Origin of the sequence: Amycolatopsis sp. NBC_01307 (genome assembly GCF_035975215.1) — a bacterium.
In the GTDB taxonomy this organism is placed as follows: Bacteria; Actinomycetota; Actinomycetes; order Mycobacteriales; family Pseudonocardiaceae; genus Amycolatopsis.
This window is the reverse complement of record NZ_CP108403.1, coordinates 4,661,127-4,679,619: the sequence shown is the minus strand read 5'-3', so window position 1 is coordinate 4,679,619 and position 18,493 is coordinate 4,661,127. Positions and strand designations below refer to the sequence as shown.

Sequence of the window (18,493 nt, the reverse complement as noted above, 5' to 3'; positions counted from 1 at the left end):
ATGAACGTGACCGACGGCCCGGTGTGGCTGGACGGCCGGCTCGTGGACAGCGGCGACGCCGTTGTGCACCTGATGAATCCCTCGACGCACTACGGGTGGGGGGCGTACGAAGGGATCAGGTTCTACCCCGGCCGTTCCGGGCCGCTGGTGTTCCGCCTGCGTGAGCACGTGAACCGGCTGTTCACGTCGGCGCAAGCCCTCGGCATGCGGATTCCGTTCACCGGCCGCGAGATCGTGGCCGCCTGCGCCGAGCTGGTCGAGCGTTCCGGACTGTCATCGGGCTACTTGCGGCCGCTGGTCTTCCTGCGACCGGGCGTCATGTCCGTCGCGGCCCAGCTGGACCAGGTTCAGGTGGCGATCGGCTGCTGGGAGTGGGCCGGGTACTTGCCGGAGGCCGGCGGCGGTATCCGGGTGCGCGTCAGCGGCTGGGTTCGCAGCGGCCCGGCCCAGCTGCCACCGAGCGTGAAGTCCACGGGGGGCTACCTGAACCCGTCGCTCGCCCGGCTCGAGGCGGTGCGTGGCGGCGACCACGAGGCGATTCTGCTCAACCAGGCCGGCCGGGTGGCCGAGGCGTCGGCGGCGAACGTGTTCGCGGTCGTCGACGGCACGCTCGTCACGCCGCCCGCCGAGGAGGGCATTCTGCCCGGCATCACGCGCGACGCGGTGCTGACGCTGGCGGACGACCTCGGCATACCCACCAGGGAGCGGCCGCTCGCCCGCATCGAGCTGCGCACCGCGGCGGAGGTGCTGCTGGCCGGTACGGCCATGGAAGTGGTCGCGGTGACGCGTCTGGACGGAATGCCGGTCGGCGACGAGCGGCCCGGGCCGGTGTTCGGTGCCCTGCGAAGCGCGTTCGACCAGGCGGTCTCGGGTCGGCTGCCGGCACACCGCGACTGGGTGACCGCTCCGGCCGATGTCCTCGAAGCCGCACCCGGTGCGCCGTGATCACCCGCCGGTTGTACGACAGCTACGCGCCGCGTACGCGCGCCGGACGGCTGCTGGCCTGCGCGGCCGCCGGGGACTCGACGGGCAGCGGGCTGTTCCTGGCGCTCGCGCCGGTCTTCGTCGTCACGTACCTGGGCGTCGACCCGGTGCGAATCGGTGTGGTGCTGGGTGCGGCGAACCTGCTCGGGCTGGCGTCCCCGGTGCTCGCCGGCGCCCTGGCCGACCGATTCGGCGCCGACCGCGTCTGGTCGGTGCTGCTGCTGGCGAGAGCGATCGGCTACAGCGGGTTCGTGTTCGTGTCGTCCTTTTCCGCCTACGCGGTGCTGACCTGCGCGGTGTGCGTGCTGGATCGGGCGGCCCCGGCGGTCCAGCAGGCGTTCGTGGTGCAGGTCGAGGCGGCCGACGAACGCACCAGATCGATGGCGGTCCTGCGGACCGTGCGCAATGCCGGGATGAGCCTCGGGCTGCTGGGCTCCGGGGTGCTGATCGCGATGGGCGCGGAGTGGTCGTTCCGGCTCGGGTTCGCGGTGAACGCCTTGTCGTACGTCGGTTTGCTCGTCGTGGTGCGGGTACTGGGGAGGGATCTCCCGCGGCCCGCGCCGTCAGCCGAGCCGAGGCAACGGTCCAAGGTGGACGGTCGATACGTGCTGATGTCCATCGGCAACGCCGTGCTCTCACTCCATGATTCGGTGCTGTTCACGCTGATCCCCCTCTGGCTGGTGACCAGGACGCAGGCGCCGCCCGCGCTGATCGGCCCGTTGCTGGCGTCGAACACGGTGCTGACGGTGCTGCTGCAAGTGCCGCTGTCGCGGTGGTGCGCGGGCCCGGCCGCGGCTCGCCGCACGGTGGTTCGTGCCCTCGCTCCGCTCGCCGGTTCGTGCCTGTTGTTCCTGGCCGCCGAGCCGGCGGGCCCGGCGGGCGCGATCGGGCTGGCCGTCGCCGCGGTCATGGTGCTGACCGTGGGGGAGAACATGCACTCCGCCGCGGCGTTCGAACTGTCCCATCGGCTGGCGCCCGACCGTGCGATGGGTGCCTACCTGGGTGTTTTCAACGTCGGCAACGCGGCGCAGTTGTCGTTCGGGCCGCCCTTCATGACGGCCGTAGTGCTACGCGGTCCGTTGGGGTGGGCGAGCTTGGCCGTGGCGTTCGCGGTAGGTGGCGTGCTGATGGTGGCCGGTGGCAGAAGCCGTGCCCTGGTGAAGAGGTAGGTGAGGACGTGGCGGATTCCGAACACGTACTGGTGGTCGGCGGCGGGCTGGAAATCCCCCGGCTGCTGCGGGAGCACCGGCCGGGCACGAGGACGTCCGTGCTGTGCCAGCTGCCCCTGTTGCCGAAGCTTCAGCAGCCCGGTGCGCACGAGCGGGTGCTGGCTCTGGGCGCGCGCTGTTCGGCCCGTGAGTGGGTCGAAGCGGCCCAGCTGGTCGACAAAGCCGATCCGATCACCAGAGTCGTGACGTTCGGGGAACGTGACCAGGACATGGCGGCCGCGGTCGGTGTCGCGCTCGGACTGCCCGGGCACGACCCGGCCACCGTGGCCGCCGTGCACAACAAGGACCGGATGCGCCGCACGCTGAGGTCGGCCGGTGTCGAATACGTCCTGGCCCGCGTCGTGAACAGCAGTGAGGAACTGCGGGGCTGGCTCGTGGACCACCCGGGTTCGTGGGTGGTGAAACCGCTCGACGGCTCCGGCAGTGCGGGTGTCGGCGTGATCACCGATCCGGACCGGTCGGCCGCGGCCTATCGGCGCTGTGTCGGTTCGACGCACACCGGCCGGAGTGGCTCCGCGAGCGTGCTCGTGGAGGAGTTCCTCCACGGGGTCCAGATCAGCGTCGAATCCTTCTCCGAGCACGGGGAGCACCTCGTGGTGGCGGTGACCCGGAAATTCTCGGATCCCGCGACCCTGGTGGAGCTCGGCCACGTGCTGCCGGCGGATCTGCCCGAGGCCGTGCTCGCCGCGGCCGCCGACCACACGCGCCGGGTTCTCACCGCGCTGGGGGTGCGGGACGGACCGTGTCACACGGAACTGGTGCTCACCGAGGTGGGCCCCCGCACCATCGAGACCCACCTGCGGCTCGCCGGCGATGAGATCCCTTACCTGGTGCGCGATGCGACCGGCGTGGACCTGGTCGACCTGGCGGTCCGGCACACCTTCGGCGAACCGGTGCTGCCGGACGCGCGCCGGCGGCTGAGCGAGCCCCACGGGCCGGTACAGGCCATCTGGTTCGGTACCGCCCCGTGCACCGGGACCCTGACGCGCGTGGACGGTCTCGACGAGGCTCGGGCGAACGGTTCGCACGTCCAGCTGGCCGTGGCGGTCGGCGACGAAGTACGTCGTCTCAGTGACTCGGCCTCCCGGCCGCTCTGGGCCCGGGCCGACGGCCCGGATGCCGAGGCTGCCGTGCGCAGGGCACGTGAGGCCGTCGCCCGTTGCGCGCTGGTGGTGTCCGTGTCCGCGGGTCTTGCCGACGACGTCGGGGCCGGCACCTGATTCGAGCCTTGCCGGTGGTAGCGCCCGGCCGAGAAGAACGGAGATGCGATGAAGCTCGTCTTGGCGGCCGTCGCGATGCTCGTGACAGGGCTGATTCCACCGGCATCGGTCGCGGTGGCGGTAGCACCCGCGACGCCGCGGGTGCTGTTCGACCACCCCTGTGAAGACCATCCGGACTACGAGTGCGGCACGATCTCGGTGCCGATGGACTACGACCGGCCGTCGGGCGCCCGGCTGACCGTCAAAGTGTCGAAACTGAAGGCGACGGGGCCGGCGGCCCAACGGCAGGGCGTCCTGGTCTACAACCCCGGCGGGCCCGGCAGCAGTGGCCTGTACCGGGCGGCGATCCTCCCGGACTCGGTGCGGCGGGTCTACGACTACATCGGCTTCGATCCGCGTGGTGTCGGCGGCAGCAGTCCGATCAGCTGCGTGGACGGGCCGGCGTTCTTCGCCCAGCCCGTTTCCGACCCCGACCCCGGCGGCCCGGCGGACAAAGCGCGTGCTGCCGCCCGTGCGCGGCAGTACGCGACCGGCTGCGCCCGGCGATCGGGGGCCGAGCTGCCGCACCTGACGACGACCGACACCGCCCGCGACATCGACGAGATCCGCAAAGCACTGGGAGAGCAGCGGATTTCCTACTACGGATCCTCCTACGGCACCTATCTCGGCCTGGTCTACGGGCAGCTGTTCCCCGGCCGGGTGCGCCGCATGGTCCTCGACAGCGTGGCCGACGCCGACCCGGCCGACGTCTGGTACCGCGGCAACCTGGATCAGGACGTGGCGTTGCAGGCCAGAGCGGAGCAGTGGTTCGACTGGATCGCGCGCCACGACGACGTCTTCCACCTCGGCGTCACCCGGCAGGCGGTCGAGGTCGCGGGCGGGAAGGCCCGCGCCCGGCTCGCCCACGCGGCGATCGGCGTGCTCGGTCCGGGCGAGCTGGACGCCGTGATCCTCAACTCCGCCTACTTCGACACCAATTGGGTGAGCAACGCCCGCGCGCTGAGCGACTACGCGACCAGGTCCGATCCGGCCGCGCTGGTGGAGCTGGCCCGGCTGGCCGAGCCGACGTCCGCTGCGGCCGAGAACGCCACCGCGGCCTACACCGCGATCAGCTGCAACGAGGGCGTGTGGCCGCGGGACTGGACCCGCTGGGATCGCGACAGCACGGCTTACGCGGCCAAAGCGCCGCTCGAGACCTGGGCGAACACGTGGTCCGGCCTGCCCTGCGCGTACTGGCCCGTGCCGAACAGACAGCCCATGGCCATCGACGGCCGCGGGCTGCCACCCGTGTTGATGCTGCAGGCCACAATGGACGGTGCCACGCCGTTCGAAGGCGCCGTCCGTACGCACGACATGGTGCCGTCCTCCCGGATGATCATCGAGAGCGGCGGCGGCTCGCACGGCCTGTACAACCGTCCGCAGGTTCGCAACGCCTGCGTCGACGGCTACGCGACCGACTACCTGCTGACCGCGGCGATGCCCGCCGCGGACGTCGTGTGCCCAGCCCATCCAGAGCCCACGCCCTGACGGCCGACTTCAGTGAGATATGGACAACTCAGGTGAACAAGTCGAACGAAAGAACGAGTCTGATCTCCCAGACACGCGTCGGCGAGGACGCCGATGGCTGGCACCGCGCGGTGCTCGATGATGTCGAGTCCCGCCTGGCCGATCCGGAGTTTCCGTGTGTGTTCTCCAGGAACGCCTTCAAAAAACGCTTGGTGAAATTCATCTTCGTCGAACACCGCGGGAGAAGGGAAATCCGGAGCTTGGGGGAGGGTCTGCGGGACTACGTGGAACTGTCCCGGGCGTGGGACGGCAGGTTGGACACCGCGTACCCCTTGGTCGTGGCGTTCTCGCGCGAGGCCGTCGCCGCGCGGACCGTCGACGACTACCACACCTTCGGCTGGAAGATCCTTCAAGAACTGCACGAGATCGATCCCGCGCCCTGGCCGGACGACATCGGCCGAGATCCGCGTTCCGGTGCCTGGTCCATGTGCTTCGACGGAATGCCGCTCTTCTGCAACATGAGCAGTCCTGCGCACCGGGTCCGTCGAAGCCGCAATCTCGGCGGGCACTTCATCCTCGTCATCAACCCGCGAGAACGGTTCGACATCTTCGCCGGTGACACGCCGAGCGGCCGCAAGGTCCGCTCGAACATCCGCGACCGAATCGGCCGTTACGACGGTATCCCGCATTCCTGGCAGCTGGGTTCCTATGGGGCCGGCGCACTCGAATGGTGTCAGTACGGTCTCGTGGAAGACAACATCGAGAGAGTGGACAAGTGCCCCTTCGAGTTTGGCGGAGGTGCTCGTCCGGCGGATGTGATCAAGAAATCAGAGGGGGATCTGTCCATGATCGAGATCATTGTGTCCCAGGGGCGGATAGGCGACCGTGCGCCGGGGATGCTGGAGGGCGCGGAGCGCACCGCGCACGCGCTGGAGCAGCGCTACGACGCCAAAGGGCAGTACGTCGGCCGGCCCGGCGCTCCGGTGGACGACGACTGGAGCGTCAGCCTGCCCGCCGCCGGGGAAACCCTCACCGCGCTGGGACAGGCGGTGTCGGCGAGCATCACGGCCGACCACCGCACGGTGATGGTCGCCAACACCTGCGCGGCCAGCCTCGCCAGCTTGCCCGTGGTGGCGCGAGAACACCCGGACTGCCTCGTGTTGTGGATCGACGCGCACGGGGACTTCAACACCCCGGAGACCACCGGGTCGGGTTACCTCGGCGGTATGGCGCTGTCGGGTGCGTGCGGCTTGTGGGACAGCGGGCACGGCGCCGGGCTCGACCCCCGTCAGGTCATCCTCATCGGAGCACGTGACATCGATCCGGCCGAGCGCGTGCTGCTGGACGAGGCCGGCGTCCGGATCATCCCGCCGGCGGAAGCCACCGCGCGACGGGTGGCGCAGGCCGTCAACGGATCACGGGTATGGGTGCACATCGACTGGGACGTGCTCGAACCGGGCTACGTCCCGGCCGACTACCAGGTGCCGGACGGGCTGCTGCCGAACCAGATCCGGGCGATACTCGAGTCCATCCCCGCGTCCGACGTCCTGGGTATCGAACTGGCCGAGTTCACCGCCACACCTGGCGAGGGCACCGACGGCGGTGCGGTCGACTCCATCATGGACATGGTCGCGCCCGTCTTCGAGACCGTTGCGGATCGATGAAACCGGGGCGGCGTCACGGCCGGGAGGCGAGTCGGGTGACAACGTCCCCCCTGTGGCAGTTCACCAAGATGCATGGTTGCGGCAACGACTTCGTCGTGCTTGATCTGCGGGACACGGCGTCGCCTTCGCCCGACCTCTGCCGGGCGTTGGCGGACCGCCACCGAGGCGTCGGGTGTGACCTGATCCTCGGGGTGAGACCACCACGCAGCGCGCAGGCGGTCGCGTCCTTCGAGATCTGGACCGCGGACGGCTCGCGCTCGATGCAGTGCGGCAACGGCGCGCGCTGTGTCGCCGCCTGGCTGCTTCGCGCCGGTCTGGCGCGAGGGCCCCGGTTCGCGCTCGACAGCCCGAGCGGCACGCACTCGGTGGAGGTACTGGGAGACAGTGCCTTCAGCATCGGCTTGGGCGTGCCGCGGTTCTCCCCCGAGCAGATCCCGCTGTTCGGTTTCGAGAGCCAGGAAGACCTCTACGAGACGGCGTTGGAAGACGGGACACTCGTCCGCTTCGCCGCCGTGTCCACCGGCAACCCGCACGTCGTGATCGAGGTCGACGACATCGACGCCGCGCCGGTGTCGCGGATCGGTCCGGCCGTGCGGGCCTCGTCGATCTTCCCGCCCACCGTCAACGTGGGTTTCACCCAGGTCGTGTCGCGTGACCGGATCAGGCTGCGCGTCCACGAGTACGGCGCGGGCGAGACCCTCGCCTGCGGCAGCGGGGCGTGCGCCGCGGCGGCTGTGCTGATGCGTCGGGGACGCGTCGACCGCAGCGTCACGGTCTCCGTGCCCGGCGGCGAACTCCAGATCAGCTGGCCGGACGACGGCGAGCGGATCGTCCTGGCCGGTCCGGCCACAACCGTCTACGAAGGAAAGTTTCGTCATGCCTCTTTACAACAGCATTCTTGACGTAGTCGGCCGCACGCCCATCGTACGGCTGAACCGGCTCGCGCCCGAGCACGTCACGGTGTACGTCAAGGTGGAGTCGTTCAACCCCGGTGGCTCGGTCAAGGACCGCCTGGCCCTCGCCGTGGTCCTCGACGCCGAGGCCAGAGGACAACTCAAGCCGGGCGACACGATCGTGGAGTGCACTTCCGGCAACGTCGGCATCGCGCTGGCGATGGTGGCTGCGGCGCGTGGCTACCGGTTCGTGGCGGTGATGGGGGACACCTATTCGGTGGAGCGACGCAAGCTCATCCGCGCCTACGGCGGCAAGGTCATCTTGTTCCCCGGCGACCTCGGCAGCCTGGGCGGCAACCGCATCGCGGACGAGCTGGCCGGGAAACACGGGTGGTTCCGGGCCCGCCAGTTCGAGAACCCCGCGAACCCCGCGTACCACCGGGAGACCACGGCCGCGGAGATCCTCGGTGACTTCGCCGGGAAGCGGCTGGACTACTTCGTCACCGGTTTCGGCACCAGCGGCACCGTCACCGGAGTCGGCCAGATGCTCAAGCTCGCTCGTCCCGAAGTGCGCATCGTGGTGCTCGAACCGGCCAAAGCGGCGCTGCTGGCCGGTCAGGCGTGGAACCTGCACCAGCTGCAGGGGTTGGCCCCGAACTTCGAACCCGGTGTCCTGGACCGCAGTGTGATCGACGAACTCGTGACCGTCGACGACGAGCGAGCCCGGGACACCGCGCGGCGCCTCGCCGCCGAAGAGGGGATCTTCGCGGGCATGTCCGCGGGCGCCACCGTCGCGACGGCGCTGAGTGTGGCGCAGAACGCGCCGGCGGGCTCGGTGCTGCTCGCGATGCTGCCGGACACCGGCGAACGCTATCTGTCCGGTTTCTGGTTCGAAGGGATATCCGAGGGTTCGGACGACGAATGGCTGGCCGCCCTCGATCGCTGATTCCCGACCAATCCGCCCTTGAGGTTCCACCGACCCGACCGGATCTGAGCTATGAGGGAATTCATTCCGCCCGCGACGCGCTTCGTCCGCGTGCCGGACGGCTTCAGGATGAAACGCGGTGGCGTGCTGCACGGCGCGCGTATCGCCTACGAGACCTTCGGGCGCCTCAACGCGGAACGGGACAACGCCGTGCTGATCCTCACGGGTCTCTCGCCCGACGCGCACGCCGCGTCCCAGCCGGATGATCCCGGCCCCGGCTGGTGGGAGGCGATGCTGGGGCCGGGCAAACCGATCGACACCGATCACTGGTACGTGATCTGCGTGAACTCGCTGGGCAGTTGCAAGGGCTCCACCGGGCCGTCCTCGCCCGACCCGGCCACGGGCGAGCCCTATCGGCTGGACTTCCCCGCACTGTCCATCGAGGACATCGCCGACGCCGCGGCTTTCACCGCGCGTGCGCTGGGTTTCGAGCGGCTGGCGTGCGTCATCGGTGCCTCGATGGGCGGGATGAGCGCACTGGCCCTGCTGGCACGTCACCCGGACCTGGCTCGCAGCCACGTCAACATCTCCGGAGCGGTGCACTCCCTGCCGTTCTCGATCGCGATCCGTTCCCTGCAGCGCGAGGCGATCAGGTCCGATCCACAGTGGAACCGCGGTCGTTATGCGGCGGAGTGCTATCCCGAGCGCGGCATGATCACCGCCCGGAAGATCGGAATGACCACCTACCGATCGGCCCAGGAGTGGGACTGCCGCTTCGGCCGTGCGAAGCCGGACCCGGCCACCGGGGTGGATCACCACTCGTTCGGCCCGGAGTTCACCGTGGAGGTGTACCTGGAGCACCACGCGCGCCGGTTCGTGCACCGGTTCGATCCCAACAGCTACCTCTACCTCAGCCGCAGCATGGACTGGTTCGACCTCGGCGAGCCGTGCGGCGGCGACACCGCCGAGGCGCTGTCCCGGCTGCGCGTCGAGAAGGCTCTGGTGATGGGCGCGCAGACCGACATCCTGTTCCCGTTGCGGCAACAGCGGCAGATCGCCGACGGCCTGCGCGCCGGTGGGGCCGAGGTGGAGTTCCTGTCGCTGGAGTCCGACAAGGGGCACGACGCGTTCCTCGTGGACATCGACCGCGTCGGACCGCCCGTGGCGAAGTTCCTGTCCACCCTTTGACCACCGGTCCAGTTCCTGGGCCTTCGTGACATTTCCTTCGAGACATTGCCGGAACGACGAGAGAGCGAGACCGATTTGACAACCCCGTCGAAGATAGCCTTGGTCACCGGTGCCAACCGCGGCATCGGGCTCGAGATCACGCGCCAGCTCGCCGGCAAGGGCGTCCGGGTGGTGCTCAGCGGTCGCGACCGCACGGCAGTCACGGAGGCTGCGGCGGGCCTGCGCAGTACCGGTCTGGACGTCGAAGGCCTCCAGCTCGACGTGACGGACTCGCGGAGCATCGCCACCGCCGCCGCGGAGCTGGACACCCGGTACGGCCGGCTCGACATCCTGGTCAACAACGCGGCCGTCCGGATCGAGGAGTACGGCAAGCAGCCGTCGGAGCAGTCGCTGCCCGAATGGCGCGAAACGTTCGACACCAACGTGTTCGGCCTGGTCGAGGTGACCCTCGCGTTCTTGCCGATGATCCGCAGGTCGCCGGCGGGACGGATCGTCAACGTCTCGAGCCTGCTCGCTTCCCTCACCCTGCACAGCGATCCCGGCTCCTACACCTACAGCCCCACCTTCAAGTCGCTGCCGGCCTACAGCGCCACCAAGGGCGCGGTGAACTCGTGGACCGTGCACCTGGCCTACGAGCTGCGCGACACACCGATCAAGGTCAACTCGGCGCACCCCGGCTACACCAGGACCGGCATGAACGAGGGGGCGGGTGACCTCGAACCCCCGGCCGGTGCCGCCACCAGCGTCAGCCTGGCGTTGCTGGACGACCACGGTCCCACGGGCAGTTATGTGCACGCGGGCGAGGTTCTGCCGTGGTGACCTATCCGCGGGCCGCGAGCCCGGCTTCCCCGTCCCGCACCTCGAGCATGGGATTCGCGTCATGACCACCGTCGCCCTCGTGACCGACACCGTCAACCTCGCCATCGACCACGACATGCCACTCCTGCGGGAGGCCTGCACCACGATCGGGCTCACCACGGAGATATGCCAGTGGGAGGACGAGGAGGTCGACTGGTCCCGCTTCGACGCCGTTCTGCTGCGCTCGCCGTGGAACTACGTCGACCGGCTCTCCGAGTTCCTGGCCTGGTGTGAACGCGTCGACGCCTCGACGCTCCTGCTCAATCCACTGGCGGTCGCCCGGTGGGCGCTCGACAAGTCCTACCTGGCCGACCTCGCCGCCCTCGGCGTCCCCATCGTCCCGAGCAGGTTCGCCGGACCGAGCGAAGATCCCGCGTCCGTCGTGCGCGATTTCCTGGCCGAACACCCGGAGGCCACCGAGATCGTGGTCAAACCCGTTGTCGGGGCGTACTCGAGGGAGGTCCAGCGATTCACCCGGTCGATGGAGACCAAAGCCGCCGGCCACATGTCGCGGCTGTGCGAGGAAGGGGGGCAGGTCCTGCTGCAACCCTACTTCGGCTCGGTCGACAGCAACGGAGAAACCGACCTCGTCTACTTCGACAGGCGGTACAGCCACGCCATCCGCAAGAGCGCGATGCTGATGCCGGACGGAACGGTGAACGTGCCGACGCTCGAATTCCGCAAGGCGCGCGTCGCCGACGAGAGCGAACGCGTGGTTGCGTCGGCCGCACTCGATGCCACCGCGTCGCACCTGGGACTCGACCGGCCCCTGCTCTACGGCCGCGTCGACCTGATACGCGATGACAACGGCAAGCCGGTGGTACTGGAGCTGGACATTTGCGAACCGTCGCTGAACCTGCCCTTCGGTGAGGGCAGCGCCCTGCGGTTCGCCGAGGTCCTGGCCGAACGCGTCGGTGGCTCTTCGTCGCGAGGCGTCAGATGACAAGGCGTCGAGGACAGGAGCAGCGCATGCGCGTTCTTGCTTTCCTGGACGGGACCGTGGCCGAACCCGACGATCCGTGCGTCCGGGCCACCGACCTGGGGCTGCTGCGCGGCGACGGGGTGTTCGAGACGGTGCTGGTCGAGAACGGGGAGCCGAGGGAGCTGGGGCTCCACCTGGACCGGCTGGTCCGGTCGGCGTGGATGCTCGACCTGCCGGAACCGAGCGAGACGGACTGGAAGCGCGCCGTCCGGCAGGTCATCGACAACTGGCGCGGCGACGGCGAATTCGCGATGAAGCTGATCTACACGAGGGGATCGGATGCCGGGCATGGCTCGGCGCCGACCGCCTTCGCGCTCGGTCTGGAGATCACTCCGAAGATGATGAGCGAGCGGAGCGAAGGTATCGCCGCGGTGACCCTGGAGCGCGGCATCGAGCCGGGGCTGGCCGTGCGCGCGCCGTGGCTGCTGCTGGGCGCGAAGACGCTGTCGTACGCGGTGAACATGGCCGCGTTGCGCGAGGCGGACCGGCGCGGGGCGTCGGATGTGATCTTCACCGCCACCGACGGTTCGGTGCTCGAAGGCCCGACCGTGTCCGTGGTGATGGTGCGCGGCCGGACCCTCTACACCCCGCCCCCCATTCTCGGCATCCTGCCCGGGACCACGCAGGCCGCGGTCTACCGTGGGGCCGAGCGCGCCGGGTTCACCGCCAAGATCGAGATGCTGTCCGTGGACGACCTGTACGCGGGCGACGGCGTTTTCGTCGCCTCTTCGGTGCGCAAGCTGACCAGGGTGCACACGCTCGACGGCAAGGTGCTGCCCGACGCGAGCGAACTCCACCGTGAGCTGAGCGCGGCCTACGAAGCCGGCTACGCCTGAGCTCGCCGTTCACCCCGGCTTCGGGCAACCCCGATAGGACGTCTCAGCACGAGGAGGCTCTGAGTTCATGACCGTCCCTGCCCGGACAGCACTCTCGCCACGGGCGACGCTGCTGCGCCCTGGATTGATCTTGGCCGGCGTTCTCCTGATCGCCACGAACCTGCGGGCGGCGATCACCAGCCTCGGTCCGGTTCTGGGCATTGTCCAAGACGACCAGGGACTCTCGTCGGTGGCCGCGTCGGTGCTGGTCAGCGTGCCCCTGATCGCGTTCGCCACGTTCTCGCCGATCGCCCCGAAGGTAGCCGCCAAGGTCGGACTGGAACACGCGCTCGGCGCCGCGCTGCTCCTGCTCGCCGTCGGCATCGTGCTGCGCTCCACGCCGCCCCAGCCCCTGCTGTGGGCCGGTACCGCGCTGCTCGGCGTCGCGATCGCGACGGTGAACGTGCTGTTGCCCGCACTCGTCAAACGCGACTTCCCGGCCCGCATCGGACCGGTCACCGGCGTCTACACCGCGGCCCAGTCCGGCGTCGCCGCGATCGCCGCCGGAATCGCGGTCCCGCTCGCGGGTCAGCAATCCGGTGGATGGCGCCTCTCGCTCGGTGTCTGGGCCGGGCTCGCGGTCCTGGCGCTCGGCGTCTTCGCCCCTCGGCTGCGCCGGTTCACCCGAATCGTCACGCCGTCGGCCGGCCCCGGCGCGAGCGGGACGCGCTCCCCGTGGAGGAGTGCGCTCGCGTGGCAGGTCACGCTCTTCATGGGCCTGCAGTCACTGGCGTTCTACGTCCTGTTGACGTGGCTGCCCTCCATCGAGCGAGTCGTCGGCATCAGCTCGGCGGCCGCGGGCTTCCACCAGCTCCTGTTCAACCTGTCCGGGCTGCTCGGCAGTCTGCTCTGTTCCGCGCTCGTCCACCGGCTTCCCGACCAGCGCCCGATCGCCATCGGGGGGTCGCTGCTCCTGATGGGGGCCCTGACCGGGCTTCTGCTCGCGCCGGGAATCGCCGTGATCTGGGCCGTCATCGCCGGCTTCTCCATCGGCATCACCCTGACCCTGGCACTGTCCCTGTTCGGGCTGCGGACACGGCACTACGCCGAAGCCGGGGCGCTGTCGGGCATGGCCCAGGCCGCCGGCTACACCCTCGCCGCACTCGGCCCGATCGCCATCGGCGCCGTCCACGACGCCACCGCGTCATGGACCCCGGCACTCGCCATTCTGGTCGCGCTCGTGGTGGTCCAGACGGTGTTCGGTGCCCTTGCCTCCCGCCCGAAAACGCTTTGACCCACCTCGATGAGCCCCAGACGTCTTGGACGGCACTCCGCAGCAGGTGCCGACCACAAGACGCGAAGCGGTCAGGAGTTCAGTTCTTCGAGGAAGGCGGCGACTTCGGTGGCGAGCCGCTCCGGGCGTTCCCGTGTGACGAAATGGCCCTCGTCCTCGAAGAGCACCGCCTTGGCCCAAGGCACGCTGCGTGCGGCCCGCAACGTGGACTCGGGGGAGATGACGCCGTCGCGCATGCCGGCGAGGATCAGCACGGGAACGTCGACGGTCCGCAGGATCGCGGCGATGGTCTCCTCCCGGATCGCCGCCCGTTCCGGGGTGTCCGTCGCACCGCCGAGGATGCGGAACTGCCGCTCGATGACGGCGGGGTCGCGCCGGTTCTCCACCATCGCGCGGCGGCCCGGCGAGGAGGACCTGCTCGGTACCGACATGCCCGCGTCCAGCGCCATCACGCAGGAGCTGCTGGCTTGGAAACCCACCCACCCCGGCCTGATCGAGGACATCGGGCAGGGCCACTACTTCACGTGATCACCTGCGACAGCAGGTGTTCGGCGATTCACCGGTGAGGTGGTCCCGGCAGCCGCGCGACCAGCCGGGCGCCCGTCGCGCTGTCCGCCGCGTGCAGTGAGCCTCCGTGACGGGCCGCGATGTCGCGGGCGAGGGTGAGGCCGAGGCCTGAGCCGCCGGCGTCGCGGGCGCGGGCGTCGTCCAGCCGGGCGAAGCGCTCGAAGACGCGCTCTCGGTCCTCGGGCGGGATGCCGGGGCCGTCGTCGAGCACCTCCAGGACGACTTGGTGCGTCATGGCGGGCCTCAGAAGTGGTAGACGTCGACGACGTGGTGGATGTAGTCGTTCTTCAGCACCACGGTCTTGCGGCGGATCAGCGGCGCCGGGCCGGAGAAGTCGAGGGTGTAGAACGACGTCCCGTAGTACGGGTCGACCGTCTTGTAGCGGAAGTACATGGTGTGCCAGTTGAACCGGACGTCCACGAGGTCGCCGCGGCGTTCGATCAGCTCGACGTTGGTGATGTTGTGGCTGGTCCGCGGCTCCGGGATGGACGTCGCGCTGGAGCGTTCGGTGCGGATGCGGAACACCCGGTCCTCCAGGCCGCCCTTGTCCGGGTAGTAGATCAGCGAGACCGACGTCTGCGGGTCCTCGGTGAGCAGGTCGTCGTCACCCCAGGACGGCATCCAGTAGACGACGTCGTCGGCGTAGCACTCCAGCCACTTCTCGAACTCGCGGTCGTCGAGGTAGCGGGCCTCGCGGTAGAGGAACTGCTCGACGTCCCGCTGGGTGATCGTGGTTTCGGCGGTGGTCATCGGGTTTCCCCTCGCTCGGCGGCGATCGCGGCCTGCATGGTTTCCCGCCAGTAGCCGTGCTGGACGGGGTAGAGACCCTCGTCCTCGTTCTTCTTGCCGGCGGAGATGACGCCCTTCATGTCCAGGGCCTCGGCGACTTCGTCCGGTCCGGTCAGCCAGTGCTGCGCGCCGCGGCTCATGTCGTTCCAGGGTGCGGCGGTGGCGCGGAAGGTGAGCTGGCAGGACCGGAACTCCTCCAGGTCGTCCGGGGTGGCCATGCCGGAGGCGTTGAAGAAGTCCTCGTACTGCCGGATCCGCCACGCCCGCGCGTCGGCGCTCTCGCCCTTCGGCGCGATGCAGTAGATGGTGACCTCGGTCTTGTCCGGCGCGATCGGCCGGAAGTGCCGGATCTGCGTGGAGAACTGGTCCATCAGGTACACGTTCGGGTACAGGCAGAGGTTGCGGGAGCCGCGGACCATGAACTCGCCCTTGGCGTCGCCGAACTTCTCCTTCAGCTCGGCCATCCGGCTCCACAGTGGACGGTCCTGGGGGTTGCCCGCCCACGTCCACAGGCACAGGTGCCCGTTCGGGTAGGACCAGTAACCGCCGCCGGACTTGCCCCAGCTGCCCGCGTCCAGGGTCTTGGTGCTGTTCTTGGACTCGCCGGTGGCGCGGCGGGCGGTGGTGGCGGCGTAGTTCCAGTGGGTGGCGGTGACGTGGTAGCCGTCGGCGCCGTTCTCCGCCTGGACCTTCCAGTTGCCGTCGTAGGTGTAGCTCGACGCGCCGCGCAGCACCTCCAGGCCGTCCGGTGACTGGTCGACGAGCATGTCGATCACCTTCGTCGTGTCGCCGAGGTGTTCGGCCAGCGTCGTGACGTCCGGGTTGAGGCTGCCGAACAGGAAGCCGCGGTAGGACTCGAACCGCGCGACCCTGGTCATGTCGTGGGAGCCGTCGGTGTCGAACGAGTCCGGGTAGCCGGCGCCGTCGGGGTCCTTGACCTTGAGCAGCTTGCCGTCGTTGCGGAAGGTCCAGCCGTGGAACGGGCAGGTGAGCGTGGTGCGGTTGTCGGTCTTGCGGCGGCAGATCATCGCGCCGCGGTGGGCGCAGGCGTTGATCAGGCAGTGCAGCTCGCCGTGCTTGTCCCGGGTGATGACGACCGGCTGGCGGCCGATGTGGGTGGTGAAGTAGTCGCCGGGATTGGGCAGCTGGCTCTCGTGGGCGAGGTAGATCCAGTTGCCCTCGAAGATGTGCTTCAGCTCGAGTCCGAAGATCTCCTCGTCGGTGAAGATCCGCCGGTTGGCGCGGTAGACGCCCGCCTCGGGGTCCTCGACCACGGCGTCGTCGACGACGGCGGATGCGTGCTGCAGCAGCTCGGTCATGGGTCCTCCAGCGGCGCGGATCGGCCTCCGGCGACCGGTGCCGCCGTGGCATGACTTCGAACCATGACAGGCCGTGCCGCCGGTCACACCAGGCAAAACCCCAGTGCTGACTCAGGGTGTCATTGATAGATAGTGTTTATCAATCACGCGATATCAAGTCTTTGTCTTCGATGAGTGCGCTCCCTACGGTGGAGTGATCGGCGACGGAGGCACAGGAGGAGGTCCGCCATGGAACTACGGCACCTGCGCTACTTCACCGTCGTCGCCGAGACGTGCCACTTCGGCCGGGCGGCCGAACTGCTGCACGTCGCCCAGCCGGCCCTGTCGCACACCATCCGGCAGCTGGAGGACGAACTGGGCGTCACCCTCCTGGCCCGCACGACCCGGCAGGTCACCGTGACGCCGGCCGGCGAGTTCTTCCTCGCCGAGGCCCAGCGGGTGCTCGCGGCGGTCGGCAACGGCGTCCGCGGGGTCCGGCGCATCGGCGAGGGCAAGCTCGGCCTGGTCCGGGTCGGGTGCACCGGGACGGCCGCCTTCTCCCACCTCCCGCACCTGGCCCGGGCGCTCACGCAGCGCGTCCCGCAGGTGGAGCTGGAGGTCCGCGCCGACCTCCTCACCGCCGAGCAGTGCGAGCACCTGCGGTCCGGCACCCTGGGCATCGGGGTGCTGCGGCCGCCGGTCACCGGGGCCGACATCGACTTCCGGGTGATCGAGGTCGAACCGCTGATCCTCGCCGTGCCCGCCGACCACCGGCTGGCCGTCGAGCCCGTCGTCGCGGTGGCGGACCTGCGTGCCGAGCCGTTCGTCACCTACACCGGGCGCAACTCGGTCGTGCACGAGGCCGTCCGGCGCAGCTGCCGGGACGCCGGGTTCACCCCGCGCGAGCAGCACGAAGCCCCCGGCACCGCGACGCTGCTCGCCCTGGTCGCCGGTGGCCTCGGCGTCGGGGTCGTGCCCGCTTCCGCGCGATCGCTCCCGCTGGCCGGTGTCGTGTTCCGCGACCTCGCCGGCGCGGCGACCGTCGAGCTGGCCCTGGCCTGGCACCGCGAGACCCGTTCCCCGCTCGTCAGCACCGTCCTCGCGGCCCTCGAGGACGTCTTCCCGTCCGCACGACCACCCGCGGAGGTCACCTGATGAAGATCACCCGGGTCGAGGCGATCCCGTTCGCCATCCCGTACCGCAAGCCGCTGCGGTTCGCCTCCGGCGAGGTGCACGCCGCCGAGCACGTCCTCGTGCGGGTGCACACCGACGACGGCGTCACCGGGATCGCCGAAGCACCGCCGCGGCCGTTCACCTACGGCGAGACGCAGGCCGGCGTCGTCGCCGTGATCGAGACGATCTTCGCGCCGCAGCTGGTCGGGCTGAGCCTGCTCGACCGCGAGGTCGCCCACGCCCGGCTCGGCCGCACCGTCGGCAACCCGGCCGCCAAGTCCGCGGTCGACATGGCGATGTGGGACGCGCTCGGGCGCACCCTCGACGTCTCGGTGACGGAGCTGCTCGGCGGCTACACCGACCGCATGCGCGTGTCGCACATGCTCGGGTTCGACGAGCCCGCCGCGATGGTCGCCGAGGCACAGCGGATGCGCGACACCCACGGCATCACCACCTTCAAGGTCAAGGTCGGCCGCCACCCGGTGGCCCTCGACACCGCCGTGGTGCGCGCCCTGCGTGAGGCCTTCGGCGACGGCGTCGACCTCTACGTCGACGGCAACCGCGGCTGGACGGCAGCCGAATCCGCCCGCGCCATGCGGGAGATGGCCGACCTCGGGCTGTTGTTCGCCGAAGAGCTCTGCCCCGCCGACGACGTCCTCGGCCGGCGGTGGCTGGTGCGGCAGCTCGACGTGCCGTTCATCGCCGACGAATCCGCCGTCACGCCCGCCGACGTCACCCGTGAGGTCCTCGGCGGCTCGGCCACCGCGATCAGCATCAAGACCGCGCGCACCGGCTTCACCCGTTCGCAGCGCACCCACCACCTCGCCGAGGGCCTCGGCCTCGAAGTCGTGATGGGCAACCAGATCGACGGCCAGCTCGGCTCCCTGTGCACCGTCGCGTTCGGCGCCGCTTACCCGCTGACGTCCCGGCGGCCCGGCGAGCTGTCCAACTTCCTCGACATGAGCGACGACCTGCTCACCGAACCGCTGTGCATCACCGACGGCGAACTCACCGTCCGCCCCGGCGCGGGTCTCGGGGCCGACGTCGATCCCGGAAAGCTCCGGCGTTATCGCCAGGACTGCTGACCCACCACGAATCAAGGAGGATT

The 18,493-nt window shown here is 69.6% G+C and carries 18 protein-coding genes; 14 read left to right on the top strand and 4 right to left on the bottom strand.

Annotated features, from left to right (window positions below):
- The 12 genes from OG439_RS19640 to OG439_RS19585 all read left to right on the top strand — a co-directional run bounded on the left by OG439_RS19640 (position 1) and on the right by OG439_RS19585 (position 13,558).
- Entirely contained in the window at positions 1 to 945 is a 945-nt protein-coding gene (locus OG439_RS19640) for a branched-chain amino acid transaminase (RefSeq protein ID WP_326950811.1), read from the top strand.
- Positions 942 to 2,153 (top strand): MFS transporter, encoded by a 1,212-nt coding sequence (locus tag OG439_RS19635; protein ID WP_326950810.1) that lies wholly within the window; start codon positions 942 to 944, stop codon positions 2,151 to 2,153. The genes OG439_RS19640 and OG439_RS19635 overlap by 4 nt, the downstream gene beginning before the upstream one ends.
- Positions 2,069 to 3,433, top strand: coding sequence for an ATP-grasp domain-containing protein (locus OG439_RS19630; protein ID WP_326950809.1), 1,365 nt, complete (start codon positions 2,069 to 2,071; stop codon positions 3,431 to 3,433). Before OG439_RS19635 ends, OG439_RS19630 begins: the two co-directional genes overlap by 85 nt.
- A 48-nt stretch (positions 3,434 to 3,481) precedes the next feature.
- Entirely contained in the window at positions 3,482 to 4,960 is a 1,479-nt protein-coding gene (locus OG439_RS19625) for an alpha/beta hydrolase (protein ID WP_326950808.1), read from the top strand.
- Between the two features lie 32 nt (positions 4,961 to 4,992).
- A complete protein-coding gene (locus tag OG439_RS19620) occupies positions 4,993 to 6,603 on the top strand; it encodes a YqcI/YcgG family protein (RefSeq protein ID WP_326950807.1) in 1,611 nt (536 codons plus the stop codon).
- A gap of 35 nt (positions 6,604 to 6,638) precedes the next feature.
- A complete protein-coding gene (gene dapF / locus OG439_RS19615; protein ID WP_326950806.1) occupies positions 6,639 to 7,505 on the top strand; it encodes a diaminopimelate epimerase in 867 nt (288 codons plus the stop codon).
- Positions 7,480 to 8,442 carry a cysteine synthase A gene (cysK, locus tag OG439_RS19610; RefSeq protein ID WP_326950805.1) on the top strand — a complete coding sequence of 321 codons (963 nt, stop codon included), beginning with the start codon at positions 7,480 to 7,482 and terminating at the stop codon, positions 8,440 to 8,442. Before dapF ends, cysK begins: the two co-directional genes overlap by 26 nt.
- Positions 8,443 to 8,493: 51 nt before the next feature.
- On the top strand, positions 8,494 to 9,609 hold the full coding sequence (gene metX / locus OG439_RS19605) for a homoserine O-acetyltransferase MetX (protein ID WP_326950804.1): 1,116 nt from the start codon (positions 8,494 to 8,496) through the stop codon (positions 9,607 to 9,609).
- Positions 9,610 to 9,708: 99 nt separating this feature from the next.
- A complete protein-coding gene (locus OG439_RS19600) occupies positions 9,709 to 10,428 on the top strand; it encodes an SDR family oxidoreductase (RefSeq protein WP_326950803.1) in 720 nt (239 codons plus the stop codon).
- A gap of 61 nt (positions 10,429 to 10,489) precedes the next feature.
- Positions 10,490 to 11,410 (top strand): ATP-grasp domain-containing protein, encoded by a 921-nt coding sequence (locus OG439_RS19595; protein ID WP_326950802.1) that lies wholly within the window; start codon positions 10,490 to 10,492, stop codon positions 11,408 to 11,410.
- Positions 11,411 to 11,436: 26 nt separating this feature from the next.
- The gene (locus OG439_RS19590; protein WP_326950801.1) at positions 11,437 to 12,285 is read left to right on the top strand and encodes an aminodeoxychorismate lyase; all 849 of its coding nucleotides are present in this window, start codon (positions 11,437 to 11,439) and stop codon (positions 12,283 to 12,285) included.
- A 67-nt stretch (positions 12,286 to 12,352) separates the two neighbouring features.
- Positions 12,353 to 13,558, top strand: coding sequence for an MFS transporter (locus OG439_RS19585; protein WP_326950800.1), 1,206 nt, complete (start codon positions 12,353 to 12,355; stop codon positions 13,556 to 13,558).
- A 71-nt stretch (positions 13,559 to 13,629) separates the two neighbouring features.
- On the opposite strand, the gene OG439_RS19580 is transcribed toward OG439_RS19585, so the two are convergent.
- The 4 genes from OG439_RS19580 to benA all read right to left on the bottom strand — a co-directional run bounded on the left by OG439_RS19580 (position 13,630) and on the right by benA (position 16,233).
- Positions 13,630 to 13,989 (bottom strand): alpha/beta fold hydrolase, encoded by a 360-nt coding sequence (locus OG439_RS19580; protein ID WP_326950799.1) that lies wholly within the window; start codon positions 13,987 to 13,989, stop codon positions 13,630 to 13,632.
- Positions 13,990 to 14,114: 125 nt separating this feature from the next.
- Complete coding sequence (locus OG439_RS19575) at positions 14,115 to 14,360, bottom strand: ATP-binding protein (RefSeq protein WP_442788196.1); 246 nt, start codon at positions 14,358 to 14,360, stop codon at positions 14,115 to 14,117.
- Between the two features lie 8 nt (positions 14,361 to 14,368).
- Complete coding sequence (gene benB, locus OG439_RS19570) at positions 14,369 to 14,875, bottom strand: benzoate 1,2-dioxygenase small subunit (protein ID WP_326950798.1); 507 nt, start codon at positions 14,873 to 14,875, stop codon at positions 14,369 to 14,371.
- Entirely contained in the window at positions 14,872 to 16,233 is a 1,362-nt protein-coding gene (benA, locus tag OG439_RS19565; RefSeq protein WP_326950797.1) for a benzoate 1,2-dioxygenase large subunit, read from the bottom strand. Before benA ends, benB begins: the two co-directional genes overlap by 4 nt.
- Before the next feature lie 228 nt (positions 16,234 to 16,461).
- Here benA and OG439_RS19560 point away from each other — a divergent pair, with 228 nt between their 5' ends.
- Together OG439_RS19560 and OG439_RS19555 are read left to right on the top strand one after the other, a co-directional pair.
- Entirely contained in the window at positions 16,462 to 17,367 is a 906-nt protein-coding gene (locus OG439_RS19560) for a LysR substrate-binding domain-containing protein (protein ID WP_326950796.1), read from the top strand.
- Positions 17,367 to 18,470, top strand: a complete 1,104-nt coding sequence (locus OG439_RS19555) for a mandelate racemase/muconate lactonizing enzyme family protein (RefSeq protein WP_326950795.1) — start codon at positions 17,367 to 17,369, stop codon at positions 18,468 to 18,470. Before OG439_RS19560 ends, OG439_RS19555 begins: the two co-directional genes overlap by 1 nt.
- The last annotated feature ends 23 nt before the right edge of the window (positions 18,471 to 18,493 follow it).